The sequence below is a fragment of the Halobacteria archaeon AArc-dxtr1 genome, assembly GCA_025517425.1.
Classification (GTDB): domain Archaea; phylum Halobacteriota; class Halobacteria; order Halobacteriales; family Natrialbaceae; genus Halostagnicola.
Window position 1 is genome coordinate 408,288 of sequence record JAOPJY010000001.1, and the last position, 25,073, is coordinate 433,360.

At 64.5% G+C, this 25,073-nt stretch carries 30 protein-coding genes; 7 read left to right on the top strand and 23 right to left on the bottom strand.

Annotated features, from left to right (window positions below):
* Positions 1–52: 52 nt before the first annotated feature.
* From OB905_02140 to gap, 8 genes are all read right to left on the bottom strand, one after another.
* The gene (locus OB905_02140) at positions 53–1,207 is read right to left on the bottom strand and encodes a metal ABC transporter permease (GenBank protein ID MCU4924783.1); all 1,155 of its coding nucleotides are present in this window, start codon (positions 1,205–1,207) and stop codon (positions 53–55) included.
* Positions 1,207–1,947: a metal ABC transporter ATP-binding protein gene (locus OB905_02145; protein MCU4924784.1), complete on the bottom strand. Its 741-nt coding sequence runs from the start codon at positions 1,945–1,947 to the stop codon at positions 1,207–1,209. Before OB905_02145 ends, OB905_02140 begins: the two co-directional genes overlap by 1 nt.
* Positions 1,948–2,041: 94 nt before the next feature.
* On the bottom strand, positions 2,042–3,424 hold the full coding sequence (locus tag OB905_02150; protein MCU4924785.1) for a zinc ABC transporter substrate-binding protein: 1,383 nt from the start codon (positions 3,422–3,424) through the stop codon (positions 2,042–2,044).
* A gap of 204 nt (positions 3,425–3,628) precedes the next feature.
* On the bottom strand, positions 3,629–4,516 hold the full coding sequence (locus OB905_02155) for a hypothetical protein (protein ID MCU4924786.1): 888 nt from the start codon (positions 4,514–4,516) through the stop codon (positions 3,629–3,631).
* A 94-nt stretch (positions 4,517–4,610) separates the two neighbouring features.
* Positions 4,611–5,048 carry a hypothetical protein gene (locus OB905_02160; protein ID MCU4924787.1) on the bottom strand — a complete coding sequence of 146 codons (438 nt, stop codon included), beginning with the start codon at positions 5,046–5,048 and terminating at the stop codon, positions 4,611–4,613.
* A 7-nt stretch (positions 5,049–5,055) separates the two neighbouring features.
* Positions 5,056–6,525, bottom strand: a complete 1,470-nt coding sequence (locus OB905_02165) for an aldehyde dehydrogenase family protein (GenBank protein ID MCU4924788.1) — start codon at positions 6,523–6,525, stop codon at positions 5,056–5,058.
* Between the two features lie 104 nt (positions 6,526–6,629).
* The gene (locus OB905_02170; GenBank protein ID MCU4924789.1) at positions 6,630–7,856 is read right to left on the bottom strand and encodes a phosphoglycerate kinase; all 1,227 of its coding nucleotides are present in this window, start codon (positions 7,854–7,856) and stop codon (positions 6,630–6,632) included.
* Between the two features lie 107 nt (positions 7,857–7,963).
* Positions 7,964–8,977, bottom strand: a complete 1,014-nt coding sequence (gap, locus tag OB905_02175; GenBank protein ID MCU4924790.1) for a type I glyceraldehyde-3-phosphate dehydrogenase — start codon at positions 8,975–8,977, stop codon at positions 7,964–7,966.
* 190 nt (positions 8,978–9,167) lie between these two features.
* On the opposite strand from gap, the gene OB905_02180 reads away from it, so the two are divergent.
* Entirely contained in the window at positions 9,168–9,713 is a 546-nt protein-coding gene (locus tag OB905_02180; GenBank protein ID MCU4924791.1) for a ferritin-like domain-containing protein, read from the top strand.
* A gap of 165 nt (positions 9,714–9,878) precedes the next feature.
* Here the strand turns inward: OB905_02180 and OB905_02185 are convergent, their stop codons facing one another.
* On the bottom strand, positions 9,879–10,043 hold the full coding sequence (locus tag OB905_02185) for a hypothetical protein (protein MCU4924792.1): 165 nt from the start codon (positions 10,041–10,043) through the stop codon (positions 9,879–9,881).
* A 279-nt stretch (positions 10,044–10,322) separates the two neighbouring features.
* Here OB905_02185 and OB905_02190 point away from each other — a divergent pair, with 279 nt between their 5' ends.
* A complete protein-coding gene (locus OB905_02190; protein ID MCU4924793.1) occupies positions 10,323–10,445 on the top strand; it encodes a hypothetical protein in 123 nt (40 codons plus the stop codon).
* A 50-nt stretch (positions 10,446–10,495) separates the two neighbouring features.
* Here OB905_02190 and OB905_02195 read toward each other — a convergent pair whose 3' ends face one another.
* From OB905_02195 to OB905_02215, 5 genes are all read right to left on the bottom strand, one after another.
* On the bottom strand, positions 10,496–11,260 hold the full coding sequence (locus tag OB905_02195; GenBank protein MCU4924794.1) for an SDR family oxidoreductase: 765 nt from the start codon (positions 11,258–11,260) through the stop codon (positions 10,496–10,498).
* Between the two features lie 142 nt (positions 11,261–11,402).
* On the bottom strand, positions 11,403–12,428 hold the full coding sequence (gene purM / locus OB905_02200) for a phosphoribosylformylglycinamidine cyclo-ligase (protein MCU4924795.1): 1,026 nt from the start codon (positions 12,426–12,428) through the stop codon (positions 11,403–11,405).
* A gap of 68 nt (positions 12,429–12,496) precedes the next feature.
* Entirely contained in the window at positions 12,497–13,174 is a 678-nt protein-coding gene (locus OB905_02205; protein MCU4924796.1) for a metalloprotease, read from the bottom strand.
* 28 nt (positions 13,175–13,202) lie between these two features.
* Positions 13,203–14,957, bottom strand: coding sequence for a TraB/GumN family protein (locus OB905_02210; GenBank protein MCU4924797.1), 1,755 nt, complete (start codon positions 14,955–14,957; stop codon positions 13,203–13,205).
* Positions 14,958–15,045: 88 nt separating this feature from the next.
* On the bottom strand, positions 15,046–15,825 hold the full coding sequence (locus OB905_02215; GenBank protein MCU4924798.1) for an HAD-IIA family hydrolase: 780 nt from the start codon (positions 15,823–15,825) through the stop codon (positions 15,046–15,048).
* 129 nt (positions 15,826–15,954) lie between these two features.
* Between OB905_02215 and OB905_02220 the strand changes: the two genes are divergently transcribed.
* Complete coding sequence (locus OB905_02220) at positions 15,955–16,419, top strand: hypothetical protein (protein ID MCU4924799.1); 465 nt, start codon at positions 15,955–15,957, stop codon at positions 16,417–16,419.
* 59 nt (positions 16,420–16,478) lie between these two features.
* On the opposite strand, the gene OB905_02225 is transcribed toward OB905_02220, so the two are convergent.
* Both OB905_02225 and OB905_02230 read right to left on the bottom strand, forming a co-directional pair.
* Complete coding sequence (locus OB905_02225; protein MCU4924800.1) at positions 16,479–16,628, bottom strand: rubrerythrin-like domain-containing protein; 150 nt, start codon at positions 16,626–16,628, stop codon at positions 16,479–16,481.
* A 144-nt stretch (positions 16,629–16,772) separates the two neighbouring features.
* Positions 16,773–17,573 carry an MOSC N-terminal beta barrel domain-containing protein gene (locus tag OB905_02230; protein MCU4924801.1) on the bottom strand — a complete coding sequence of 267 codons (801 nt, stop codon included), beginning with the start codon at positions 17,571–17,573 and terminating at the stop codon, positions 16,773–16,775.
* Positions 17,574–17,733: 160 nt separating this feature from the next.
* Here OB905_02230 and OB905_02235 point away from each other — a divergent pair, with 160 nt between their 5' ends.
* From OB905_02235 to OB905_02245, 3 genes are all read left to right on the top strand, one after another.
* Positions 17,734–17,919: a hypothetical protein gene (locus tag OB905_02235; GenBank protein MCU4924802.1), complete on the top strand. Its 186-nt coding sequence runs from the start codon at positions 17,734–17,736 to the stop codon at positions 17,917–17,919.
* A 61-nt stretch (positions 17,920–17,980) separates the two neighbouring features.
* The gene (locus OB905_02240) at positions 17,981–18,283 is read left to right on the top strand and encodes a divalent-cation tolerance protein CutA (protein MCU4924803.1); all 303 of its coding nucleotides are present in this window, start codon (positions 17,981–17,983) and stop codon (positions 18,281–18,283) included.
* Positions 18,284–18,352: 69 nt separating this feature from the next.
* A complete protein-coding gene (locus OB905_02245; GenBank protein MCU4924804.1) occupies positions 18,353–18,829 on the top strand; it encodes a 50S ribosomal protein L11 in 477 nt (158 codons plus the stop codon).
* Positions 18,830–18,936: 107 nt separating this feature from the next.
* Here OB905_02245 and OB905_02250 read toward each other — a convergent pair whose 3' ends face one another.
* From OB905_02250 to OB905_02280, 7 genes are all read right to left on the bottom strand, one after another.
* Positions 18,937–19,311 (bottom strand): CBS domain-containing protein, encoded by a 375-nt coding sequence (locus OB905_02250; GenBank protein ID MCU4924805.1) that lies wholly within the window; start codon positions 19,309–19,311, stop codon positions 18,937–18,939.
* 44 nt (positions 19,312–19,355) lie between these two features.
* A complete protein-coding gene (locus OB905_02255; GenBank protein ID MCU4924806.1) occupies positions 19,356–20,306 on the bottom strand; it encodes a methyltransferase in 951 nt (316 codons plus the stop codon).
* Positions 20,303–21,451 carry a glycosyltransferase family 4 protein gene (locus tag OB905_02260; protein ID MCU4924807.1) on the bottom strand — a complete coding sequence of 383 codons (1,149 nt, stop codon included), beginning with the start codon at positions 21,449–21,451 and terminating at the stop codon, positions 20,303–20,305. Before OB905_02260 ends, OB905_02255 begins: the two co-directional genes overlap by 4 nt.
* Before the next feature lie 2 nt (positions 21,452–21,453).
* The gene (locus tag OB905_02265; protein ID MCU4924808.1) at positions 21,454–21,831 is read right to left on the bottom strand and encodes a 6-carboxytetrahydropterin synthase; all 378 of its coding nucleotides are present in this window, start codon (positions 21,829–21,831) and stop codon (positions 21,454–21,456) included.
* A 38-nt stretch (positions 21,832–21,869) separates the two neighbouring features.
* Positions 21,870–22,931: a zinc-binding alcohol dehydrogenase gene (locus tag OB905_02270; protein MCU4924809.1), complete on the bottom strand. Its 1,062-nt coding sequence runs from the start codon at positions 22,929–22,931 to the stop codon at positions 21,870–21,872.
* A gap of 102 nt (positions 22,932–23,033) precedes the next feature.
* Positions 23,034–23,879: a CDP-alcohol phosphatidyltransferase family protein gene (locus tag OB905_02275; protein MCU4924810.1), complete on the bottom strand. Its 846-nt coding sequence runs from the start codon at positions 23,877–23,879 to the stop codon at positions 23,034–23,036.
* On the bottom strand, positions 23,876–24,250 hold the full coding sequence (locus OB905_02280) for a hypothetical protein (GenBank protein MCU4924811.1): 375 nt from the start codon (positions 24,248–24,250) through the stop codon (positions 23,876–23,878). Before OB905_02280 ends, OB905_02275 begins: the two co-directional genes overlap by 4 nt.
* 189 nt (positions 24,251–24,439) lie before the next feature.
* On the opposite strand from OB905_02280, the gene OB905_02285 reads away from it, so the two are divergent.
* Positions 24,440–25,072, top strand: coding sequence for a 50S ribosomal protein L1 (locus OB905_02285; protein ID MCU4924812.1), 633 nt, complete (start codon positions 24,440–24,442; stop codon positions 25,070–25,072).
* Position 25,073 lies beyond the last annotated feature (1 nt).

The window sequence follows — 25,073 nt, forward strand, 5'->3', positions numbered from 1 at the left end:
TTCCCGCGGGGTCGGAACATCGAACCAGAAGACGGAACCGCCGTCCAGCGAATTATCGTGTCGAAAGCGGTGCGAACCGACCCGACGCCGCGATCGCGAGGAGGTAACAGGTGATTGCGGCGACGATGATCGAGCCTCCGGTCGGAAGGCTTGCGCGCAACGCGAACGCGAATCCAGCGAGGACCGCGAACTGACCGATCAGAATCGAGAGATACAGCGTCTCACGGAAGCTGCGTGCGATCTGCGTGGCGGCGGCCACGGGGATGACGAGCATGCCGGCAACGAGGATCACGCCAAGAATCTGCATGGCACCAACGACGACGACAGCCGTCATCACGACCAGTAAGGTGTTATATCGGTCGACGTCGAGCCGGGCGACTCTGGCTGCCTGTTCGTCGAACGTGATGAACAGCAGCTGTTTGTAGCTGAGGACGACGATAGCGACCACGACCACGCTCAGGACAGCCATCAGGCGCGCGCCGCTGGGTGTGACAACCGTGATGTTCCCAAAGAGGAATGCCTCGATATCGGTGGCAATCGTGGTGACCCCACGCCCCCAGCTGATGAGCAACGTCCCGACGGCGAAGCTCCCGGTCAGAACGATGGCGATTGGCACGTCGCCGTAGGTCCGGGTTCGATCGGCGAGCCACTGGACGCCGAGCGCTCCAAGGACGGCGACGACGAGCGCGACGAGCAACAGCGAGCCTTCCCAGCCGGTGACGCCGATGATCAACAGCCCGACGGCGACGCCGGCGAACGCCGTGTGAGCGAGCGTTTCGCCGATCAGCGCCATCTCCCGGTGAACGAGATAGGAGCCGACTAGTGGCGCGACGACGCCGATGAGCACCCCCGTCGCCACCGACCGCCAGATAAACGGGTGGCGCAAGGCGTCGACTCCCAGCGCGTAGTCGATCCATGCACCGGCGATGAGTAGCTGCTCGAACGCGATTCCGGCGGCAGGGTCGAGTCCTGTCGCTGCGTACACCGATTCGATCACTGGATGCGCATCGGCGTAGGGGTAGAGTCGGAGCCAGTCGAGGGCGAGAAACGCGATCATGACGGCTGCGAGGGCGCCGACGACGGCGAGTCCGAACAGTTCGACGCGTTCTCTGGTGTCGGTGGTCGGAAACCGACTCGCACGCTGGACGTCGCTTCGATCTGTCTCAGCGATGGGGTCTGAGCCGTCGGCAGTGTCTGTGTCGCTCATCAGTGGTGGTGGTGGACGACCCGTCCCGCCGCGCCGTAGGCTTCGCTCAAGGCGTCGCTCTCGACGAATGACTCGGTGTCGCCGTGGTGGTACAGTTCCGTGTTGATACAGGCTATCCGGTTGGCGCGGTCGGTGACGACGCCGATGTCGTGTTCGATGAGGACGATCGTGATACCGCGCTCGTTTAGCGAGTCGAGGAGTGCATAAAAGTCGTCTCTGGACTCGGCGTCGACGCCGACGGTCGGCTCGTCTAAGGCGAGCAGGTCGGCCTCCGACGCCAGCGCCCGCGCGATGAACGCCCGCTGGCGCTGACCGCCAGAGAGGTCGCCGACGCGGCGGTCAGCCAGATTGGTGACGCCGACAGTCTCCATTGCTTCTTCGGCGATCTCGTGGTCTCGTTCGGAGAGGCGGCCGTAGCCGGTATGGGCGAACCGCCCCATCCGTACGCACTCGCGGACGGTCACCGGCATCGTCTCGCCGCGGCTCGTGGCCTGCTGGGAGACGTAGCCGATGCGCTCGCCCTGATCGAACTCGTGGATGGGCTCGCCGAAGAGTTCGATCGAGCCCGAGTCTGGCTTGAGTAGACCGAGCATCAGGTGCAACAGCGTCGTCTTCCCGGAGCCGTTCGGTCCGATCAGGCCCAGGAAGTCGCCGGGCTCGATTTGCAAGGAGACGTCTCTGACGGCGTCGCTGCCGCCGTAGGCGAACGATACCTGATCCACGTCGACGACTGCGTTCACGGTCGATTCACCCTCCCCTCTGATGCCGACGGATTTAGTTCTTCCATCTCGCCGCTCGTCAGTTCCGCCTCGTGGGTCGGTACCGTCATGGTCTTCAGTCGGCACGCAGCGCCTGCCGGAGCGACGGGATATTGACTTCTTCCATCTGCTCGATCCAGCCCCAGTCGTTTTCGTCCCATTCCTCGGTCGTTCCCTCGACCGGTGTCAGCGGCGCGGCTTCGGTCGCATCGGTATCCTCGAGCAACACCTCGACCATCGGCGGATAGCTGCCGCCGTCGGTATCCTCGAACGGATCGTAGAGGATCGTATCGAGGTCGTTCTCGGAGACGACATCCATCATGTCGGTGATATCGGAAGCGGAAACGTCCTCGTCCGCAGAGACTCCCGTCGGGGTGTGGAGTTCGAAGTCGTACCGGTGTTCGACGTACTGGAAGGAGTCGTGGCCGGCGAAGACAGCAATATCCGACTCGGCGTCGGCCGCAACCGCTTCGAGTTCCTCGTCGACGGTCGCGAGTCGCTCGACGTAATCTGCTGCGTTTTCCTCGTACGTGTCGGCGTTGTCGGGATCGATGTCGGCGAGCGCCGCTGCGATCGTCTCGACGACGTCCTGAGCGATGACCGGGTCGACCCAGACGTGTGGATCCGGGGACTGTGGAGCCTCGCTGTCCTCGAGTTCTTCGACGACGTCGAGCGTGATGTTGTCGTTGCTGGTATCCCAGATCACGTCGCCGTCTGCGACGAGTTCGATGACGACTCGCGTTCGCCCCTCTTCGGTTGCCTCGAAGACGAGATGGTCGCCCCGGGCGTCGATCTCGACGACCTCGGCCGCGCCGTCGACGATGTAGGCGTCGACCTGGAACTGTTCGTCCTCGCCCAGCGGAAGCACGTTCCCATCTGCATCTTCGAAGACGGGAACGACGCGGGAAGACTCGTCACGAAGCGTCTCGGGTAGATTTCCGTGCCAGTGGTCGCCGTGCCAGTAGGCGATTTCCTCGTCGGTGCGTCCGTCATAAAGGTCGAGCCCACCGACCTCTACGGTGTCCGGGTCGAAGTCGTGGTCGTCGTCCGCCTCGCGGTCGCCGTTTCCACGCCCCATCGGTATCAGATGGTGCTCGAGGCCGGCCATCGCGTCGACGATCTCGACGTGGTCGTAGTCGGCTTCGAGCGAGGTAGCGGCGTCCTGTGCCCAGCTAAACTCCGGCGTATCGAGGTAGAGGAAGATGCCGGCGTCGGCGATGTTTCGCTGTAAGTCGCCTTCGGGCTCCCAACCGTGTCCCATTCGACCGGTCGGAACCGGATTCTCGAACTCCATGGCGTCGCCAGAGATTTCTTCGGCCCAATCCCATAGCGCAAAGAACGCGGCGTAGCCGCTGTCAGGCGTTTCCTCACCAAAGGGGCTGTCGAGGCAGCCGGCGACTGCGCCGAGTGCCATCGCACCGGCGCCGGTCTGGAGTAGTGAACGGCGTGAGTAATTCATATCAACTCATTCTGCTGGAGTGGGTAAAAGCGTTATTATCTAAATTAAGTTTTTTAATAACGAGTGTTGGTGGACGACATCCCCGCTAGTAACCGAACCGACGGTTCGAAGGAGTTGCACCACAAGCGGTTGCTCGGAAACACGAACAGTCAAATCGGAGAGAGGCGCAGGACAGCGGTCAGTTACGCGTCGACTGGAGGCAGATCAGTGGTCGTCGACCGAGATTGCGATCGGTTCGGTCTCCCAGTCAGCGTGGTCGTCGTGCCAGAGCATGAAGACCACTTCCGTCTCGCCTTCCTCCTCGCCGTGGATGTGGACGTGGTCACCGTGGAAGTCCTCGTCTTCGTCGATCGAGACGATTCCTTCCTCGGCGTCGTCTGCGACTCGGACGCCGAGTTCGTACTCCTCGTCGTGACCGATGTGAATCTCGTGTTCGTCGTGGTCGTAGAACTCACCGCCCAGAGAGACGTTGTCGCCGGGGTGGATGTGGGGCAGTTCGCCGTGCCAGTGGCCGTCGTGGTAGTCGGCAACCTCTTCGTGGGGGTCCTCGGCGCGGTCGAGAATCACCAGTTCGTCGACGTCGTCGCTGCCGTGATCGTGGTCGTGATCGTGGTCGTCACCGACCTCGACTTCGAGCTCGGGTGACTCGTAGACGACCTCGCCGTCCTCCGTCAGCTGGAAGACGATGTCGGTAAAGCCCTCCTCCTCGCCGTAGAGGTGGACGTGGTCGCCGTGGAAGTCCTCGTCCGGATCGCTCTCGACGATGCCCTCTTGGGCGCCGTCGGCAACGTGGACTTCGAGCTCGATTCCGTCACCGAGTTCGACCGTGTCGCCGTCTTCGTCTTCGACGTCTGCACCCAGTGAAAGGTTGTCGCCGTGTGGGACCAGCAGCGGATCGCCGTGCCAGTGGTCGCCGTGGACGTAGACCGGGACGCTGTCGTCGTCTCGGTCGATAACCTCGAACTCTTCGACGTCGATATCCTCCGGCTCGTCTTCGCCACCGAGACAGCCAGCGAGGCCCGCAATCGCGAGTCCGCCCGTCGCAGTGAGCACGTGTCGCCGCGGAACCGTTCGGCGTTCGTTGTTAGACATCACTCGTTCTTTGGCCCACATTACTAATTAAGCCATCGATCTTATTAATGGTGGGCGTGAGTGAGCGCCCTGTCTAGCACGCCGTCGGTTCCAATTACGGTGAGCGCGTGCTCGTGTCGTCCGACACCAGCGAAACAGTTGTCTCGACGCCGTCGACGCGCTCGTACGTCTGAGTATCGCCGTCGTCTACAATCGTGAACACGTCGAGACGGACCACAACGCGTCCGGGCGCGATCGTCGCTCGCAACACCGGGCCGCGACTCGTCACGACGACGTACGGTGGTGACGGGACAGGTGGTGCCGGCAGCGAGAAGCCGGCCGATTCCACCGTATCTGTCAGCACGGTCGCGAACGCACGCTTGAGCCCTGCCTCCGCGAACACCGCTCGGAGCCGGTTTCGGAGATCGGCGCCGTCGGAGAGCGGTCGCGCATCTTGAGATGCCACCACGTCTGCACACGCGGCCGTCTCGGCCAGCACCTCAGCGTGTCCATCGAGAAGTCGGCCCTCGATCGTCGCCTCGATCCCAGTCACAACCGAGTTAGAGGATGATGCTCTTGGTCTGCATCAGCTCGTGAATCGTCGCGTCAAGCCCCTCTCGTCCGATGCCCGATTTCTCGTTGCCGCCGAAGGGAACGTCGCCGAGACCGTGACTTGGCGCTCCGTTGACACGGACGGAGCCGGCGTTGACGCGTTCTGCCACGTCGAGTGCTCGGTCGTAGTCGTTCGTGAAGACGGCGGCGTCCAGCGCCAGGTCGTCGTCGTTTGCGATCCCGATCGCTTCCTCGCGATCGGTAAAGGAGGTGACGACCGCAACGGGGCCGAACTGCTCTTCGTTGATGAGTCGCGCGTCGTGGGGAACGTTCGCGAGCAGCGTCGGCTGGAAGAACTGATCGTCGAGTTCGTCCGGAACGCCGTCGGGACCCTCGCGCTCACCACCGAGTACGAGGTCGGCGCCGCGATCGACGGCGTCGTCGACGAGCTCTTCGACCCACTCAGCCTGTCCCTCGGAGATCAGCGGCCCGAAGGCGGTCTCCTCGTCGAAGAGGTCGCCGGCCTCCCACGTACTCATCGTCGCTTCGAGGCGATCGACGAGGTCGTCGTGGACACTCTCGTGGGCGAGGATCCGCGAGACAGCCGAACAGCGCTGGCCGCCGTACTTGAGCGACCCCTTCGTGCAGTCGGTGGCTACAGTGTCGAGATCGGCGTCCTCGAAGACGATCGCGGGAGCGTTCCCGCCCAGTTCCATGTGGAGATTGACCATCCCGCTCTCGCGGGCGATGTGCTCGCCTGCGGCGGAGGAACCCGTCATCGCGATGGCGTTGATCCGGCCGTCGCCGGCGAGGACGTCGCCGATCTCGCTGCCCCGACCGGGGACGAAGTTGAACGCGCCGTCGGGAATTGCCTCGACGTCGGCGACGATCTCGGCGAGGATCGACGCCGAGACCGGCGTCTTGCTCGCGGGCTTCAAGAGGACGCTGTTGCCCGCGGCGAGCGCCGGCGCGACCTGCAGCGCCGTCGTCGCGAGGGGGTAGTTGTAAGGGGTGATACACAGCACCGCCCCGATCGGTTCGTGTTTGACGATCGCCTTCCAGCCCTCGTGGCCGGCCGTCGATCCCTCGCGGAACTCGCCTTTGCTGACGAAGTAGCGTGCCTCCTCGGCTGCCCGATCGAACCGTTCGGCGGCCGAGTCGACCTCGCCGCGCGCGGATGAGATCGGCTTGCCAGCCTCGCGGACGATCGTCTCGGCGAGTTCCTCCTCGCGGTCGCGAAGTCCGGCTGCAATCTCTTCACACCAGTCTGCACGCTCGACGACCGTCGTCTGCCGGAGCGTCGGCTTGATCTCGTGGGCCGCCGCAAGTGCCGCCCGTGCCTGGTCCGGGTCAGCTGCACCGATCTCCGTTAACTCGCCGCCGTCAGCCAGGTCTGACACCGTCAACGATTCGTCCGTTCCGATCCACGATCCATCGACGTAAACGTCTCCGTGTCGCTGTGTGTCGTTGAGTCCCATACGTGGAACAGATTCTCCTGCTTAAAAACCGTTGGCAACTGTGCAAAAACAGGCGGTTCTCGACCCCGGTTTTCTTGCGAACGTACTGTTGGGGACGAACGCGCTCAGTCGTCGTCCATCCGGGCTTGTGCCTCGTCGAGGGCGTCGACGCCGACCAGCGGTTCGCCGGTCAGCGCTCGGAGGTAGGAGCCGCCGGCGATCGAGAGGTGGTCGAACTGCGTCTCGTCGAGGCCGTACATCGGCACCGTTCGCGACGTGTCGCCGCCGCCGACGACGGCGAAGGCGCTCGACTCGCCGACCGCCCGCAGCACCTCGACGGTCCCGTGGCTAAAGCGCTCGTCCTCGAAGACGCCCAGCGCGCCCTTTACCAGGACGGCTGCGGAGTCAGCCAGAGCTGCCGCGTAGTTCTCGGCGGTCTCGTGGCCGATGTCCATGTAGGAGACGGTCTTCTCGTCGATTTCGTCGACGACGTGCTCGGCGCGCTCGCCGTCGTCGTCCTCGTAGGCGAGGTCGACGGCGGTCTCGATCCGATCGCCGAAGCGATCGAGTACGTCTGCGATCAGTTCCTCGTTCTCCGCGTAGTTGTCGTCGTACAGCGCCGGCCCGTCGGGCAGGTCACGTCCGACGGGGTGTCCCTGTGCGCGCAAGAAGAGTTCGCCGACGACGCCGCCAAGGAGGAACTGGTCGACGTCGTCCTCTAAGTGGTCCATCGCAGCGATGACGTCCTCGGCTTTGGTGCCGCCCAGTATCATCGTCACGGGACCGTCGAACTCGCGGCGCTCGACGGAGGTATTGAACTCGTACTCGACTTCCATTACCGGGCCGGCGTAGGCGTCCATCACAGCCGGGAAGCCGACGACCGAGGCGTGGGCACGGTGAGCAACCGAGTAGGCGTCGTTGACGTACGCGTCGAACTCGGGAGCGAGCGTCTGGACGAACTCGCTTTCTGCGTGCTCGTCGGCCGGCTTTTCCGGTAGCTCGTCGTCGGTCATGCGGGTGTTCTCGAGCAAGACGACGTCACCCGATTCGAGCCCGTCGATCGCTTCCAGAGCCTCCTCGCCGTAGGTGGAGGAAACGTACTCGACGGACTGACCGAGATGATCGGAAAGGATGTCGGCGTGCTGTTCGAGCGTGACGAACGTCTCCCGTCCCGGCCGCCCCTGGTGGGCCAGCAAGGCGACCGCGTGGTCGTCGGCCAGGAGCGTCTCGATCGATTCGGCGTGGCGCTCGAATCGGCGGTTGTCCTGTACGTCGCCGTCCTCGACGGGGGCGTTGACGTCGATTCGGGCCAGCAACGTCGCTCCGGACTCGAGGTCGTCAGTCGTGTACATATCTCAGTGCTCGTTCCGTGGCGAATAAAACCCGTCGATCAGCCGTCGTACTCGTTGGGATGCGTGACCGGGAAAATTCGCTCGCCGTCCAGTATGTCGTCGCGACGTCAGTCCAGGACGTACTCTGCGAGGTCGAGCATCCGGTTTGCGAAGCCGTACTCGTTGTCGTACCACGCGAGAATCTTGACCTGACCCGCGGTCGCCATCGTGGAGTCGGCGTCGACGATCGAAGAGTACGACTGCCCAATGACGTCTCGTGAGACGATTTCGTCCTCGGTGTAGCCCAGCACGCCCTCGAGTTCGCCGGTCGACGCGGCCTCGAGCGCCTCGTTGACCTCGTCCTCGGAGACGTCTGCGTCTAACGTGACGACGAGGTCGGTGATCGAACCGTCGGGGACGGGAACGCGCATCGCCATCCCGTCGAGTTTGCCCTCGAGGTTCGGGAGGACCTCGGTGGTCGCCTGTGCGGCGCCCGTCGAGGTCGGGATGATGTTCTCGGCAGCGGCGCGGCCGCGGCGGGTCTTCTCCAGCGGACCGTCGATGAGATTCTGCGTGCCCGTGTACGCGTGAGTCGTCGTGAGCAGACCGGACTCGATGCCGAACTCCTCGTCTAACACCTTCGCGACCGGCGCGACGGAGTTCGTCGTACAGGAGGCGTTCGAGACGACGGCCTCGCCGTCGTACTCGTCGTGGTTCACGCCGTAGACGACCGTCAGGACGTCCTTCTCGCCTTTCGGTGGCGCGGAGATGAGCGCGCGGTCGGCACCGGCCTCGACGTGCTTGTACGCGTCGTCGTAGGTTCGGAAGAGACCGGTACACTCGAAGGCGACGTCGACGCCGAGTTCCTCCCACGGTAGGTCGGCAGGATCGCGCTCGCTCAGCGTCTGAATCGTCCGATCGCCGACGATGAGATCGTCGCCGTCGGTCTCGACGCCCTCGGTGCGGCCGTGGACACTGTCGTATTTGAGGAGGTAGGCCATGTCCTCGATGTCCATGATGTCGTTGATCGCGACGACGTCGATGCGATCGTCTTCGAGGCTGGCGCGGAGCACGTTGCGACCGATGCGACCGAACCCATTCAGACCGACCGTGATCGTCTCGTTCGCAGTTTGACCACTCATATCTGAATCGTTCGTAACCATCGCTTTTGTTGTTGTCGTCTTGCGTTCGTGGCGATCGGTGTGAATGGACAGCCGAGGGACTTCTTCCATGAAAATTATTCTTCCCTTTTCGAAAACATAGATGGAGTATATGGGAACAAAATCTCTGACAGGCCAAGGTTTAAGTGTAGTCGACGAGTACGTGGATGTGATGAGCACCCAGAAGACCGTCCGTCAACAGGCCAGCACCGTCGAGGAGAACGAGCTCCGGATAGACCAGGAGAAGGCCGAGCAGATCGTCGACGCGTTAAACACCGAACTGGCGAACGCGTACGTGCTGTACCACCAACTCAAAAAGCACCACTGGGTCGTCGAAGGGGCGGAGTTCCTCCCGCTTCACGAGTTCTTAGAGGAGGCCTACGAGCACGTCGAGGAAGGCGCCGACGTCATCGCCGAGCGCGCCCAGGCGCTGGGTGGCGTCCCCGTCTCCGGCCCGACCAACCAGGAGCGCCGCGCCACTGTCGAGTTCGAGGGCGAGGACGTCTACGACATTCGTACCTCGTTCCAGCACGATCTCGAGATGTACGGTGACATCATCGAGTCGATGCGCGATACCATCGAACTCGCCGACAACTTAGGCGACTACGCCACCGCCGAGATCCTCCGGGAGATCCTCGTGACCCTCGAAGAAGACGGCCACCACTTCGAACACTACCTCGAGGACGACACCCTCGTACTCGAGGACGCGACGCACTGACGGCGCAGGCGACGATCAGAATCGACGACGGGCTTTTTCGCGGAGGCGAGCAGAGAATCGGTGGGCGGAGCCTAGCGGTGAAGCCAAGCGAACTGTCGCCTGTGTACTGACGCGTTCGAGCCGGAGAGCGATCTATCGGGCCCGGATTCTCCTCTCCAGAAGCACCTACCGTTCGAGATCGACGGCGTGATCGGTCGCAATCCAGCCGTCGACGTTGTCTCGTTCGGTCAGTACCAGCTTTCCGGGGCGGGGTTCGTGGCTGGCCACGACCGAGGAGCCCTCGGGCTCCTCGTCGGTGACGGGTTCGCTGCGTCGCGCGTGTGCGTCCATCGAGATGACTTAGGTGGGCCTAAATCTAAAAGTGTTTTGGTCCGCCTAGACCCCTGTCGCGATCTCAATTTTCACACCGTCACTGCTACTGCGGCCGGCTCGCGACAGATTTGTCGACCGTCACGACGTCGAACCCAGCCGACGGACGCGACACTGCGTAGCCCATCGTCAAGTGTGATCGTCCCCGTACGTCCGCACATGGAGTACGACCTCGTACAGGGCGACATCGCCGAATAGTCAGCCGACGCGCTGGTCAACGCCGTCGGGACGAGCCTGACGATGGAGTCGGGTGTCGCCGGCTTCGATCTCGCCGAGTGCGCCGCGATCATCAACGAGACGATCTACGCGGCGACCGGGCGAGCAGCGGCCTCGGAGCAGGGAAGCGACGAGGCGGCTCGGTGAGTCGCGGATTCGGCGGGACCGAGTGACCGGCGGCCGGGTAGATCTTCCAGTTACCAGCTGAGATACCCGCCGTCGACGCCGAGGGCTTCGCCAGTGACGAACGAGGCCTCGTCGTCGCACAACCAGACGACGGCGTTTGCGACCTCTTCTGGCGTCCCCAGCCGATTCATCGCGTGCCGACGCTCGATCTGCTCGCGCATCTCCGGATCGCTCGTGATCCCTCCCTCGTCGAGGAGGGGCGTCTCGATGAACGCGGGACAGACTGCGTTGATACGGATACCCGTCTCGCCATTTTCGAGGGCAGCCGACTTCGTCAGGCCGAGAATCCCGTGTTTCGCAGCGGAGTATCCCGATGAGTTCTCGAACCCGACTTTCCCAAGGACCGACGAGTTGTTGACGATGACGCCGCCCTCGCTCTGGGCGTGCATCTGTTTTAGCTCCGACCGCATACAGTTGAACACGCCGACGAGGTTGACGTCGATGACGGTTTGCCACGCTTCGGGATCGTACTCGCCAACTGGCGCCTGTGCACCGCCGACACCGGCGTTGTTGAACGCGTAGTCCAGACGTCCGTACTCGTCGACGGCAGCGTCTACCATCGCGTCTGTCGCCGCGGGATCAGTCACGTCGGTTTCGACGAAGTGGGCCTCGTCACCGTCAGCTGTGATCTCTGCAACGGTCTCCTCACCGCCTTCGGTATCTACGTCCGCGACGATCACACTCGCTCCGCGATCTGCAAACGTCCGAGCAGTCGTCCGCCCGATCCCAGAGCCGGCTCCCGTTACGACAGCGACCGCATCACTGAACGAATCCATACCGAGAGATGACCCCCGTTCGAGAAAATAGTATGGCTCCGTTCGGCGTCGACAGGGGAGTCAGCTTCTGAGGTAACGACAGAACCCACAGCCGTCTCGCGAAGAGACAGAAGTGAGGTGACTGGTAACCGACCGACCCGTCTCAGGACAGCGAGAGCCCGCGAATCTCGACGGACGCGCCCTCCTCGACGCGCCCGATAATCTGGCCGTCCGTCTCGGCGGCGAACGCCTCGGCTCGGTCTTCGGGCAGCGCCACGACGAAGCCCGTTCCCATGTTGAACGTCCGGTGCATCTCGGCGTCGGAGACGTCTCCTTCCTCCTGGACGAACTCGAAGATCGGCTGGGCCGGCAACGGGTCGTCGACCACGTACGTCCGGTCGCCCATTCGGAGCAGGTTCGTCCACCCGCCGCCAGTAATGTGGGCCGCGGCGCGCACGCCGTGTTCGGTCATTGGGCCGAGCAGGTCGGTGTAGATCCGGGTCGGGCGCAGCAGTTCCTCGCCGATCGTCCGCTCGGAGTCGTACGGGAAGGTATCGTCGTACTCGTGGCCGCGGGTGACGGCCTCGCGAGCGAGCGTGAGTCCGTTCGAGTGGATCCCGTTCGAGGGGACGCCAACAAGCACGTCGCCGACGGCGGCCTCCCCATCGAGAATATCGCCTTTTTCCGCCAGACCGGCGCAGGTCCCCGCCAGATCGAATCCGGAGACGACTTCGGGCATGACCGCAGTCTCGCCGCCCAGCAGCGTCATTCCCGACTCCTCGAGTCCGACCGCGAGCCCCTCGCCGATCTCGTTCGTGAGCGCGTCGTCGGGCTCGTCGATCGCGAGGTAGTCGACGAACGCGACCGGTTCGACGCCCGCCGCGACGAGGTCGTTGACGTTCATCGCGATGCAGTCGATCCCGATCGTCGAGAAGTCCTCGATGGCTTCTGCCACCAGCAACTTCGTGCCGACGCCGTCGGTCGCAAGCGCCAGATAGCGGTCGCCAATATCGAGGAGTCCAGCGTACTCGGTCGTGAGACCACTGCCGAAGGCGGAGAGCAACGCGGCGGTCGCGTCCTCGCTTGCCTCGATGTCGACGCCCGTCTCGGCGTAGGTTAGTCCGTCGGCGTCGTCCGCGCCGGAGTCGGCGTCCGCGTTCCCGTCGGAATCGGCCGCGTGATCGGTCATATCTGAACGACCCGTCGGCGTCAGCAAAAGGCCACCGGTCCGCCGTCCGTCGGGCGGGGCGTCGGCGCTTAGAACCCGAACGAGAGGCCGAACGTGTAGAGGAAGCCAGCAAGCAACGCGACACTCAGCCCGAAGACCGCGGCGAAGGCTCCATTGTTCCAGTTCCAGACGGATTTCCCGTCGAGCGGGCCGAACGGGATCATGTTGAACGCCGCCAGAAAGAGGTTTATGAGCACGCCCATGTAGAACAAGAATCCGAGGAACCCGCTCGTTCCGAACAGGAGCATCGGCGGGAAAAAGAGCGCGGCCAGGCCGTGGTTCGTCAGCGGGCCGGCGACCGCGACCATCGCGTTCTCGCGCTCGGTGATGTGCCCGGCATGGTAGACCGCCCCCGGCGCGGCAAAGAGGAAGCCGATGAGGGCGCTCATGATCGCGATGAACAACATCTGGTAGTCCGCGCGAAACTCCGCGACCTGGCCGTAGTGAATTGCGACGACCTTGTGGGCCAGTTCGTGGAGGAGGAAGGCGACGCCGACGGTGACGAAGCTCAGCCCGATCATCAGCACGAAACCGCCGGTATCGGCAAGTCCGAGGTGAATCGGTGCGAGTAATAGCGCGAACGCCACGCTCAGGGCGATCCACGCCGCCGCAAGGTCGAACAGTTCCTTGTCGCTGAAACTGAGTTCTGGCTCCGGCGGTTGCCGGCGCTGGTAGTTCACTCCTGCACCCGGGGATCCGGCGCTCATGAATGCCACCCCCGCAGTATCTCGATCATCAGAGCAGCCCCCGCAGCAGTTCGAGGGTGTTCTGTGCTCCCTGGAACAGTTCGCCCATGAGCGCGTCGACGCCGCCGATCTCGGGCGCGAGCCACGGCAGGACGACGAGTGGGAACAGAATCGTGGCCACGAAGCTCCCGATGTTCGTCAACGCGACGATGAGGATCAGTCGGAACAGCGGGACGTCGATCATCTCCCCGAAGGCCTCGTCTATCGGGCGCTCGGTGTCGCCGACGATCTCGTTTAGCGTCTGGACGTCGGAGACGTTGACCGGCCGGTAACGCAGTTCGACGTAGCCAGCGAACCAGCCGGGCGCGAGCAACGGATTGATGCTCGTCAGCCAGGCAACGGAGCCGCCGACGCCGGCACTGGTCCAGCGCGCGCCGGCCAGGCGCGCGAGCGTGAACGCGAAGATGCCGTTGAAGACGAACCAGGCGACGAACAGCTGTAAGAGGAACGTGTCCTGGACGCCGGCCATGATCAGCAGGAAGAAAAAGCCCACAAAGCCGACCATAACGAGGTAGCCAAACAGCTTCATCACCGAAAAGCGCCGGCCGGAGGTCGTTCCGGAGATCGACTCCAGCTCGGGGATGCCCGACGGATTCTCGAGGTGGCGCTCGATGCCGGCTTTGTGCCCGGCGCCGACGACCGCGAGCACGTCGTACCCCTGATTCGCCAGCGCGTGGAGGTTGTGTGCGATGTAGGCGTCGCGTTCGTCGATCAACGCGTTCGCGCCGTGGGGGCTAAACTGGCGAAACTCCTCCATCATCGCCGCGACCACGTCGCCGTCGGTCATCTCCTCGATGTCGATCTCCTCGATCTCGTCGACGTCGGCGGTCAGTGCGTCCAACAGCAGGCCGAAGACGGCGCCGACGAGCGCACCGAGTCCCAGACCGGCGAGGATCCCGACCGCTCCGCGAATCGTGTACTCGCCTGCACTCTCGAAGGCGCCCGCCGAGAACGGCCCGACGAACGTCTCCGTGACCACGAGCACCAGTGCGCCGGCGACGCCGATGACTGCACCGCCGACCAGACGGCCGCCGAGCCCGCTTCCGCCGGCGACGTTCTCGAGAGAGGGGAGAAAGAGCAGCCCGAGCAACACGCCTGCCAGCGCGCCACCGCCGACGGCGCCGACGTACTGCAGCGTCCCGGGGTCGGTGACCCCGAGCGTCAGCGCTTCGCCGAACCCGAGCATCGGGCCCAGAAACGCGGCGAAGAGGACGCCGAGAAAGATACCGATCGCCGTCCCGAACGCGAGACCGATCGTTCGGGGATTGGTGACGCCGAGGGCCAGCCCTCCGACCATCTTCACCTTCTCGGAGAAGGACAGCCGCGCCCAGAACCGCTGGATCGTCACCTGGATGTCCCGGTCGACCAGCGCGACGCCGTGGCCGCCCGCCTCGGCTGCGTCGATCGCCGCGCGCATATCGGCACCGGGCTCGATGTCGAACTGGTCGCCGAGGCGCGACTGGACGTACGAAAGCATCCAGTAGGCTAAAAACTGGAAGACCGTGTTGCCAGAGAGGAGGTCCTCGGCTTCGATGTCGTCGGGCGTCCCACCCTGCATCTGTCGGTACCGTCCCTCGTCGAGTTCGACCGCGACGACGTCTGGTTTCTCGGCCTCGATCGTCGCTTCGACTTCGTCGACGCTCGCCTGGGAGACGTGTGCGGTTCCCAGAACCGTCACGGAGCCGGGCTCGCCGTCGGGCGCCGCTGGCGGCTCCGGCGTGTCAACGTCGCCTGCATCGCTCATTACCGGTCACACTCGGTGACGACTTTTACCTGTATCGAAGCCGGTAGGAAGACGTGGATCCCGCGATCGATACTGTTAGCACACCCACTCACAGCAACTCCTCGATGTCGCCCAGAGAATCGAGGACGTAGTCGGGTTCGATGGGGGCGTCTTCGTGGTCGTCGCCGTCGGCGATTCCGGTCTGTACGAGCGCGGTGGCTGCCCCGGCTCGAGCGCCGAGAGCGATATCCGTATCGAGCCGGTCCCCGACCACCAGCGTTCGCTCGGGGGTGGCGTCGAGTCGTTCCATCGCCATCGTTGCGGCGATCTGAGAGGGTTTGCCGAGGATCTCGTCCGGCTCACGATCGGCGACGGCCGACATCGCCGCGAGGATCGCGCCCGATCCGGGGATCGTGCCGTCGTCGACGGGGATCGTCGTGTCGGGGTCGGTTCCGTAGAACGGGAGCCCGCGTTCGAGTGCGGGGAGAACGTCGTGCAGCGTCGAAAACGAAAAGTCGCGATCGAACGATCCGAGGACGGCGTCGGCGTCGTCGGGGTCGGTCGTCAGCGAAAGGCCCGCGTTTTCCAGGATTGCGCCCAGCCGATCGCCACCAACCAGATAGATACGCCCGTCCGGATACGTGTCTGTGAGGTGCGCCGCGGTGACTGTCGCCGACGTGAGCACCCGCGCTGGCTCCACGGCGATGTCGTGGGCGGCGAGCTTCTCGCCGTAGTGGTCTGCGCCCCGAGTCGGATTGTTCGAGAAGAGGAGTCGATCGACGCCCGACTCGTCGAGCGCCCGCAGTCCGTCGGTCGCTCCCGGGATAACCGTCTCTCCACGGACGATCGTTCCGTCGACGTCCAGTATCGCCGCGTCGTAGGCTGCCATGTGCTACCAGAGGGAGGGAACTCGATTGAGCGTTGGGGTTCCAGCATCACAAAACAATAGTGGCCGGAGGTGGCTGACAGCGAGGGGGGAAGACGAATCCTTATCGGGTGACGGTCCGTACGCTCGACTATGACTCTCGAGGTCGAGCCACCGGCGCCGCCTGAACTCTCGTTCGTCGATCCCAACGAGTACGACGACGCGAGCGTCGACGCTACCGGCGACGTCGATTACCGGCGCGAGGAGCTGCAGGCGTTTTTCGACCAGGGCGCCTGGGAGGAGGCGTTCGAGCAGTGGGCCAGCGACACCGATCTCGAGTATCGTGAGTACGAGATCGCCCGTGAGCTCGATCTCTTTGCCGAGTTTGACTTCTTCTGGGACGACTTCGCCGACCGGGTTGGCTACCACGCACCCGGCATCCCCGAGGACTGGCAGGAACGTGAGTACCATCCCGACCTCGACTCTTGGGGAACCGTCTCCGCGATCAACGCCGAACTGACGGAGTTCGGACAGATCGTCTCAGAGCTACTAAAGGAGTCGTACGTCGACTGGGAAGCCGAGTACGAGCCGCCGGAAGATCTGCCAAATTTCGGCTGAGTCGGTACTCGCTCGACCAGCCAGTTCGCGGCCGACAGCCGACATTCCCCCGGTTTCCGTCACTCGCGAGCGACGCTGATGTTCATCACGGCGCCCTGACACACAGGACAGTAGCCGATCGGTTCTGCCGTCTGGGTACGGTGGCCACAGGATCGACACTCGTACGTTCGATTCGATCCATCTGGGTCGTATGGGTCTGAATATACCATGGGGTATCGCCACCATTTCGATACAAAAGCGTTGCTCTAACCCACTATGGTGTTTGTATGTACAATATTGTATCGGTAAAGAGGATTTAATACTGACTGAACGTCCACCTCTCCGTCAGCGACGGGTCACCGGCGCCCCGCGCCTTACTCGACTTCCTCTGCGATGGGAGGCTCGATCGCGACCACATCACCCACGGCGAGTTCGCGACCCCACGACGCACGCGGGACGCGCGTGTTCACCATTAGCCGGAAGAAGTGGTCGAACTGCTCCCGGGTCGCCCACGGTGGGAGCGTCTCCTCACGACGCTCGACGAACCGCTCTCTGAACCCGGTCGTCTCGGCGCCGGTATCTGGCTCTCGGATCGGGACGACACAGCGCTGACACGGATTGACGCCGCGAAACTCGACCTCACCGACGGTAAACGGTACGACGCGTCCCGGACGGTCGTAGAGTCGATCCTCCCAGAAGGGGTCGACGCCGCCGACGACCAGGTTCGGGCGCAGTCGTCGGCGCATCTCCGTGGCGTCGATCTCGTCGTACCAGGTGGCGACCGCGCGGAGCGTTTCGGCACCGATCACCGTCGGCCCCGCCGCGTCGGTATCGTCCGGAAACCCACCCGCCTCGTTGCGTCGAATCGAGACCGGGTAGCCGAGAAACGCCGACAGCCACGCGGCCAACTCGTCGCGTTCGTCCTCGAGACCGAACGTCTTCGTGGGCGCGTCGGGTGCGGTCACGGTCACAGTCTCGGCCACGAGGTCGTACGCCGCGTCAATCCGGTGGATCGCCCGCTCGCGCTTTCCGTTCACGTATTCGCCCGCGTCGTCGACCACGGCGTACCGGCGATCCCACGCCAGCCCGCCGCCCTCAGCGACGGTTGCGCGCTCGACCGTCGTTCCGTCGAGTGACTTGATCGGGTAGACGATCGCCGATTGAAGACGGCTCATCAGACGACACATTGCTGGTTTCGACCAAATATCTGTCCGTTCGTCGTGAGATTGGCGTGGGAAGTCAACGAGTCGTGTCGTGGGGATGTGTCACGCCTCCCGAATCGGCCCTTGACACACACAGTCACGGTTATATACCCCCGGTTCACATAGCACTGCAATGAGCGTGCAGCTGCGAACTCCAACAGCCCGAACCTGCGAACGGTGCAGTCGCGCCGAACGATGGGACGACTACCTCGAAGCCTGGCAACTCGTCGTCGAAGACGGCGAGAAGTGCGTCGGAAACCCCCACTGTATCCACGAGTGGGACATCAACGGGACGTTCAATCCGACGAACAATAACTGAACGTTCGACGCCGAACGCTCCGACGGCCAGCTTTTTCAGCGCCAGCGCCGTATCCCAGCCCATGCCGACCGCGTACGTTACGTCGCCCCCCGACGCCGCCGAGGAGATCGCGACGACGCTCGTCTCCGAGCGTCTGGCTGCCTGCGTCAATCAGGTTCCCTGTACCTCGACCTACCGCTGGGAGGGGGACATTCACCGCGACGACGAGGTCGTTTTGCTGGCGAAGACGACCGACGACGCCTACGACGCGCTCGTCTCCCGCGTTCGCGAGGTCCACCCCCACGAAGTGCCCTGTATCGAGCGATTCGACGAGACACGCGTCCTCGACTCCTTCGCGGAGTGGCGAGACGAGAGCGTGCGGTAGGTTCGCGTCGGGCTGGCGTGACTGCCTCGAAAAGCAACCCTTAAAACTCGAGCGAGGCTTCGTTCGGGTATGGCTGGAACCATCGAAGTGCTCGTTCCGGGTGGCCAGGCCAACCCTGGCCCACCGCTCGGTCCCGAGCTCGGACCGACGCCCGTCGACGTACAGGCGGTCGTCAGCGACATCAACGACCAGACGGCAGCGTTCGACGGCACCGAAGTGCCCGTAACCGTCGAGTACGAGGACGACGGCTCGTTCTCGATCGACGTCGGCGTCCCGCCGACGGCCGCCCTCGTCAAAGACGAGGCCGGTTTCGATACCGGCTCCGGTGTCCCACAGGAGGAGTTCGTCGCAGACCTCTCGATCGATCAGGTCAAAACGATCGCCGAGCAGAAACACCCCGACCTGCTCGCCTACGATACGAAAAACGCCGCCAAGGAAGTCGTCGGTACCTGCGCCTCGATGGGTGTCACCATCGAGGGCGTCGACGCGCGAGAGTTCAAGCAGAAAGTCGACGACGGCGAGTTCGACGACGCGCTCGTCGAGTAACGAGAGACTCGCGGCCCACGTTTCTGGGTCGTCGTACCCACTTCCGTAAGCGGTGCGTCTGTCGATGGCTGTAGCACAATCGACAGTTGTGGCACAATCGACGCTGGCTACGATCGGTGAGCGGTGACGTCGGTCGAGGACACCATCCCGACGTAATCATCGTCGACAACCGGGAGGTGTTTGATGCCGTAGGTGGTCATCATCGCCGCGACCTCTTCCATGTACAGATCCGGAGTGGCAGTCTCGACGTCGGTCGTCATCACGTCGGCGACCCGGAGTTCGGTGACGTCGCGCCCTTCCGCGACGGCGTCTAAAACGTCCGTACTACTGATGATCGCGCGCGGCGAGGTCGGGACGACCAGCGCGTTGATATCTTTCGCCCGCATCTGCTGCGTGGCTTCCATTACCGTCGCATCCTTCGAAATCGTTTCCAGCGGTGTGGACATCACGTCTTCGACGGTCGTCCGGTTGGAGTCTGCCATACAGTGAAGACGGAGCGGGTACGTATCATATTTTCCACTGAACGCTACTGTGACGGATCGGGAGCGAGCCCGAGCACGTCGAGGTGGTGGGCGACGAGCACCAGTTCGCCCCGTTCGAGCTGTTCCCGTCTCGTCTCTCGCCACTCCCGCCGATCGGCCGGATCGAGTGTTTCGGGCGGATACTCCGCCAGTGCCCCGTCTATCGTCGAGAGCAGCGCCTCGAGGAAGGCGGCCTCGTCGGCCGGATACCCGCCCTCGCTATTCGGGCGGACGATCCAGTCTGACCCGCCGGCGGCCCGAACGTCGACGCCGGCAGCCGGCAGCGCGGTCAGTAGTGTTCGACCAGCCCGGCTCCCGCCCGGCTCGTCCCGGATCTCGTCCATGTGTCGGTGGTAGAGCCTGGTGATCCGATCGTCGGCGGGGTGAGAGGGCGAGAATCCCGTCTCGCCGTCGAACGTAACCGGCGCGTAGAGGGCGCCGCCGGGAACGAGGACGTCCCGAATCGCCGACAGCGCGCGGTCCAGGTCGACGATATCGAGGACAGCGGCAGCCACCACGGCGTCTGCTGTCGCGTCGACTGTGAAGGCGTCGGCGACCTCGAGCGAGATCTCGAGGCGGGTCGGCTGGCGGTCATCATCCACCTCCTCGCCGTCGCACGTGTTGAGTGCCGCGAACCCTGCTGTGGTTTCCTCGACGGCGTACCCGGCTGACTCGAGCCACGCTGGAAGCGCTTCGTGCGCGTGATCGATACTCGCTGCGTCGCGGTCGATCGCTCGATACCGAACGGTTCCCGACGGGAGCGCGTCCCACGCTGCGAGCCGGGCGATCATCGTCCCGGTCCCGGCCCCGAGTTCGAGGATTCGAACCGGCTCGTCACCGCGTTCGCGCGCCCGCTCGTCGAGTACGTCCACAAACGCCTCCCAGACGCGCCGGTTCAGCGCTCGGTCGTCAACGGTCCGTTTCGCGGTCAAGTACCGCTGCATCGAGTCGGTCACGGCGATCCCCTCCCCTGTCGGTCGTCGGATTCTGCCGGCTGTGCTGCGACGCGTTCGTAGAGAAACTCCCTGATCCGGGCCATTGACTCCGCCCACGTTGGGTGGGTGTCGGCGGTTTCGAGGGCTGCTTGTCCCATCGCGGCGAGGCGCTCACGATCCGCTGCTAGCTCCGCGAGGGTGGCGGAAACGAGCTCGGGACGGTCGGGTGCCAGCAGAAATCCGTTCTCGCGGTGGCTGACGAACTCACTGGCGCCACCCGCGGTCGTCGCGACCGGGACGGTTCCGTACTCCATCGCTTCCAGATAGACCATGCCGAAGCTCTCGTAGGTCGAGGGACCGACCAGAACGTCCGCGCGGTCGAGTTCGGCCTCGACGACTCGGTCGGGAACGCCCCCCAGAACTGACGTTCGAACCGTCTCGAGGCGCCGAATTCGCTCGCGCATGCGGCGGGCGTACTCCGGGGCGGCGTCTGTGGGTCCGATCGCGACGAACTCCCACGACGTCCCGGAGTCGTCCGCACGTCGCTCGAGGGCGTCGACGAGTGTGTGCAGCCCCTTTCGCGGGACGAACGAGCCGAGAAAGAGCACCCGAAATGGATCGGCGCGCGCTCGATTCGCCACCGCCTCGGCCGACACCGCAGCTCCCTCGGTGCGGCCAGCCGGCGGCGCGATCACCGACGGCGGGCCCCGATCGCTGTGCCCGGATGATCGGCGTCCGTCGCCGCTCGTGAGAGCTCGAACACGGCGCCCGAGGTCGGCACTCGGGCAGACGACGCCGTCGACGGTCGCGAGGTATCGACGCTCGATCGGCTTGGCGATCGAGCCGGTCAGCCCAGGCCCGGGCGACGACCGCAGAAGGTGGACCAGCGAGACGATCGCCGTCGGGCGAGTCAGCCGGCGGTTGTGTCGCCACAACACAGGGTGACAGAGCTCGTCTTGCAACAAGACGTCGTAGGGGCGATCCAGCCGGGACCGGACCGTCGGTGAGAGCCCGTCGACGAGACTCCGGCCGTAGGACCGCCAGGGGAGCGCGACGACCTCGACGGTGTGGCCCGCGTCCTCGAGTGTCGCCGCGAGCCGTCGATCGTACCGGAATCCCCCGGAGCGTTCGGAGAGTCCGCCGTAGACGACCAGTCCGACGTACACGGTTAGAGCGCCCGCTCGTGGCTCACCGTCGCGACGTCGTCCTCCTCGATCGCGACCCGCAACCGGGTCGCGCCGACGGGATCGAACCGTTTGAGGAGGCGATCGCCGAGGGTCTTCGCGAGCAACTCGACGCTCGGATTTCGCCCGTCGAACGGCGGGAGTTCGTTCAGTGTCTCGTCGCGAAACGCGTCGACGGTGTCGTCGACGGCTGCGGTGAGGTTGTCGATATCGACGAGGTACTCGTACTCGTTGCGCTCCGGTCCGGCGACTTCGATCTCGACGTCGAAACAGTGGCTGTGGAGCCGTCCCTCGGGCCCCGGATCGGGTACCGTCAGGTAGTGCTGGGCGACGAACGACCGGGAAACGGAGACTGCGTACATTCTGCGTGCGTCTACAGTCTGGTGGAGTAACCAAAACGTTAGCGCCAACCGTCGTCGGCTGACGGCTGCGTCTCGTGGCGACCGTACTCGAGGAGGACGCCGACCGCCTCGTGGGGGCGGTCCGCGACCAGTTCGTAGGCCTCACGCGCGCGCTCGAACGGAATCCGGTGGGTGATGAGCTCCTCGGCTGGGATCTCTGCGAGGAGGTCGAGCGCGAGGTCGTGGCGTCGCTCGCGGCTCCACCGGCCGGTGTACTCGGGTGCGATCGTGCTCACCTGACTGCTCTCGATCGAGATCCGACTCCGGTGAAAGCGCCCCCCGAGATCGATCGGTGCGGTTCGAGACCCGTACCAGGAGCCGACGACGACGCGTCCGTCGTAGCCAGTCGCCGTAATCGCGTCGTCGAGTGCAGCCGGCGAGCCGGTCAGTTCGTAGGTGAGATCGGCGCGGTCGTCCCCCTCGAGAACGTCTTCTGCGGACGCCTCGGCGGGATCGATAGAGAGGTCTGCGCCGAGGCGCTCGGAGAGCTTCCGGCGCCGCTCGTGGTGATCGACGGTCACGAGCGTATCCAGCGGGTACCGGGAGAGGACAGCCGTGGTCAGCAATCCCACGACACCCTGGCCAAAGATCGCGACGCGCTCGCCGACGACGGGGGCGCCGTCGAGCGCGAGCGTGACGGCCGTCTCGATGTTCGCGAGCAGCGTCGCCGTCTCGGGTGAACACGCCGGCGAGAGCGGGACGACTGCCGATGGCTCGACGGTGAACCCGCTCTCGTGTGGATTGTACGCGAACACGCGCCGATCCAGCCACTCGTCGTCGACGGCACTCCCGACATCCATTACGTGCCCGACGGCCGCGTAGCCGTACTTCAGCGGGTACGAGAAGTCGGTTGCGATCGCGTCGATAGGATCGTCCGGTTCGGATTTCGTCGGCACCTCCCCCTCGAAGAGCAGTCGCTCCGTCCCGGCGCTGATCGCCGAGTAGGCGGTTCGGATCTGTATCTCGTCTCGGTCCGGTTCCGGAAGCGACTCCTGGCGGTGTGTCACCTGCCCCGGTCCGGTAACGTAGAGGCTGCGCCTTTCGTCGACGTTCGTGGTCATCTGGGGATCCGTGGGGTGGCTCCGTCGGTCGGTTCGTGTACCCGCGTCACGACACCGTGTTCGCGTCGCTGACACTTGGTCGTTCGCCTCCCGGCGACCGCCTCACCGTCCGAGTCGGCCGCTGACCGCCAGCCAGTCGCGACCGAAGCTCGCGAGCAGCGGTGCCAACGCCAGGGTCGTCACCAGCCGCGACGCTCCCGTTCCAAGAAGCGGGGAAAGCGCCAGAAAGATCGCCACCAGCTGGCAGACGCCGACGACCCGCCGCAGCTGGCTGGGCGGCAGCGGGTAAACGGGTCGGTCTCGGAACTCGCGGTAGCGAATGCCACCGACGAACGCGTACCGTGCAGCGCCGGCGGCGAGGTAGACGACGGGGGCGAACCCGACGCTTACCGCGACGACGGCGCCGACGAGGACGGTGAGTGAGTCTCCGCTCGCATCGAGCTTCTCGCCGAGGACGGTGGTCGTTCCCGTCGCCCGAGCGAGGGCTCCGTCGACGCCGTCGAGCGCCGCGGCGACGCCGAACAGCATCGCCGGAAGCCACGCGGTTGTTCCTTCGGGGTAGGCGACGAGCGCGAACCCGCCTACCCCCGCGACGAGCCCGACACGTCCCAGCGTCAGGATCGTGGCCGTCGTAAGCGGTGTCGGCGGGCTATCCTTGGTAGCCCGGCTTTCGGCGTCCGCGTTTCCGCCGCGGATGCGGGTGATGGTCCACGCGGTCGCCCCGAACGCGGCGATCGCGGTGGCTGTGACACCGGCGAGATACGGCGGGCCGATGGCGGCCGGGTGGCTCAGTCGCGTCGCGACGAGCGCAATGGCGGCGCCGAGTGCGATTGCGCCCGCGGCGCCAGCGAGCTGGGTTCGGGAGGCACGAAGCAGCCGAATCGTTCCCAGCTGTCGGGCGTCCCGTTCGACGGCGGTCACGGGGCTGTCTTCGGGATCCCGGCTCACACCGTCTCACGGCGGTACAGCACCACCAGGATGGCGAGTAACAACAGCTGGGCGACCTTATCGACCACCTCGATCGTCGAGATCGCTCCGAGCGCGGTCGGCTCGTTGACGGCGTACCAGCCGACGAGCTGGACGCCGACGAACGGGATCCCGACCAGATACAGCAGGCGACGGCGGTAGTTCACCAGCAACAGGACGATCGCGCCGAGAAAGCCGCCGGTCGCGAGCAAAAAGAGGACGCCCATCCAGTGGGGGAGAAAGCCGATTCCGAGGACGAGGTGAACGGCGGCGCTCACCAGCGCGAGGACGACCCCGACCCAGTGAAGCGGTCCCAGTGACGCGAGGTCGATTCCGGGTCGATTCGTCGCCATACTCCCACCAATTTCGCCGAGCGAGTTAGCCGTTCCCCCGCGTTCGACGGATTCGGGGCCCGTCTCGACCGTCCACCGGAATCTCGGTTCGACGGGTTTAAGTCCGCGATGACACTCGTTTCAATGGAGACAGGCTTCGCCTGTTTCACTGACCCGTAGGAGCATCCCTGCGTACTACGGAGGTGAACGATGGCAGATTCGGATATTGAAACCGCAGTGGCTCGCGCACTCGAGGAGTCGCCCGATCGGAACTTCACCGAGACGGTAGACCTCGCGATCAACTTGCGCGACCTTGATTTGAACGAACCGTCGAACCGTGTAGATGAATCCATCGTCCTGCCGTCCGGAACCGGCCAGGAGACGATCATCGTGGTCATCGCCGAAGGCGAGACCGCGGTCCGCGCCGAGGAGGCTGCAGACGACGTCCTCTCCGGCGACGACGTGGCCGATCTGGACGACGACGACGCCAAGGATATGGCAGACGAGACGGACTTCTTCATCGCCGAGGAGGCGATGATGCAAGACATCGCCCGACACCTGGGTACGATCCTGGGTCCTCGAGGGAAGATGCCCGATCCGCTCGCGCCCGACGACGACGTCGTCGAGACCGTCAACCGGCTCAAGAACACCGTGCAGCTGCGCTCTGGCGACCGGCGAACGTTCCACACGCTCGTCGGCGCCGAGGACATGTCCGCAGAGGACATCTCGAGTAACATCGACGTGATCCTCCGCCGCCTGCACGCCGACTTAGAAAAGGGTCCACAGAACATCGACGGCGTCTACGTCAAGACGACGATGGGGCCGTCCGTGGAGGTGGCCTAAC

Coding starts and splice junctions, on each gene's coding strand:
- OB905_02140 (MCU4924783.1), bottom strand. CDS start 1,207: ATGAGCGACACAGACACTGCCGACGGCTCAGACCCCATCGCTGAGACA.
- OB905_02150 (MCU4924785.1), bottom strand. CDS start 3,424: ATGAATTACTCACGCCGTTCACTACTCCAGACCGGCGCCGGTGCGATG.
- OB905_02155 (MCU4924786.1), bottom strand. CDS start 4,516: ATGTCTAACAACGAACGCCGAACGGTTCCGCGGCGACACGTGCTCACT.
- OB905_02165 (MCU4924788.1), bottom strand. CDS start 6,525: ATGGGACTCAACGACACACAGCGACACGGAGACGTTTACGTCGATGGA.
- OB905_02170 (MCU4924789.1), bottom strand. CDS start 7,856: ATGTACACGACTGACGACCTCGAGTCCGGAGCGACGTTGCTGGCCCGA.
- gap (MCU4924790.1), bottom strand. CDS start 8,977: ATGAGTGGTCAAACTGCGAACGAGACGATCACGGTCGGTCTGAATGGG.
- OB905_02180 (MCU4924791.1), top strand. CDS start 9,168: ATGAGCACCCAGAAGACCGTCCGTCAACAGGCCAGCACCGTCGAGGAG.
- OB905_02185 (MCU4924792.1), bottom strand. CDS start 10,043: ATGGACGCACACGCGCGACGCAGCGAACCCGTCACCGACGAGGAGCCC.
- OB905_02190 (MCU4924793.1), top strand. CDS start 10,323: ATGGAGTCGGGTGTCGCCGGCTTCGATCTCGCCGAGTGCGCCGCGATC.
- OB905_02195 (MCU4924794.1), bottom strand. CDS start 11,260: ATGGATTCGTTCAGTGATGCGGTCGCTGTCGTAACGGGAGCCGGCTCT.
- purM (MCU4924795.1), bottom strand. CDS start 12,428: ATGACCGATCACGCGGCCGATTCCGACGGGAACGCGGACGCCGACTCC.
- OB905_02205 (MCU4924796.1), bottom strand. CDS start 13,174: ATGAGCGCCGGATCCCCGGGTGCAGGAGTGAACTACCAGCGCCGGCAA.
- OB905_02210 (MCU4924797.1), bottom strand. CDS start 14,957: ATGAGCGATGCAGGCGACGTTGACACGCCGGAGCCGCCAGCGGCGCCC.
- OB905_02215 (MCU4924798.1), bottom strand. CDS start 15,825: ATGGCAGCCTACGACGCGGCGATACTGGACGTCGACGGAACGATCGTC.
- OB905_02220 (MCU4924799.1), top strand. CDS start 15,955: ATGACTCTCGAGGTCGAGCCACCGGCGCCGCCTGAACTCTCGTTCGTC.
- OB905_02225 (MCU4924800.1), bottom strand. CDS start 16,628: ATGGTATATTCAGACCCATACGACCCAGATGGATCGAATCGAACGTAC.
- OB905_02230 (MCU4924801.1), bottom strand. CDS start 17,573: ATGAGCCGTCTTCAATCGGCGATCGTCTACCCGATCAAGTCACTCGAC.
- OB905_02235 (MCU4924802.1), top strand. CDS start 17,734: ATGAGCGTGCAGCTGCGAACTCCAACAGCCCGAACCTGCGAACGGTGC.
- OB905_02240 (MCU4924803.1), top strand. CDS start 17,981: ATGCCGACCGCGTACGTTACGTCGCCCCCCGACGCCGCCGAGGAGATC.
- OB905_02245 (MCU4924804.1), top strand. CDS start 18,353: ATGGCTGGAACCATCGAAGTGCTCGTTCCGGGTGGCCAGGCCAACCCT.
- OB905_02250 (MCU4924805.1), bottom strand. CDS start 19,311: ATGGCAGACTCCAACCGGACGACCGTCGAAGACGTGATGTCCACACCG.
- OB905_02265 (MCU4924808.1), bottom strand. CDS start 21,831: ATGTACGCAGTCTCCGTTTCCCGGTCGTTCGTCGCCCAGCACTACCTG.
- OB905_02270 (MCU4924809.1), bottom strand. CDS start 22,931: ATGACCACGAACGTCGACGAAAGGCGCAGCCTCTACGTTACCGGACCG.
- OB905_02280 (MCU4924811.1), bottom strand. CDS start 24,250: ATGGCGACGAATCGACCCGGAATCGACCTCGCGTCACTGGGACCGCTT.
- OB905_02285 (MCU4924812.1), top strand. CDS start 24,440: ATGGCAGATTCGGATATTGAAACCGCAGTGGCTCGCGCACTCGAGGAG.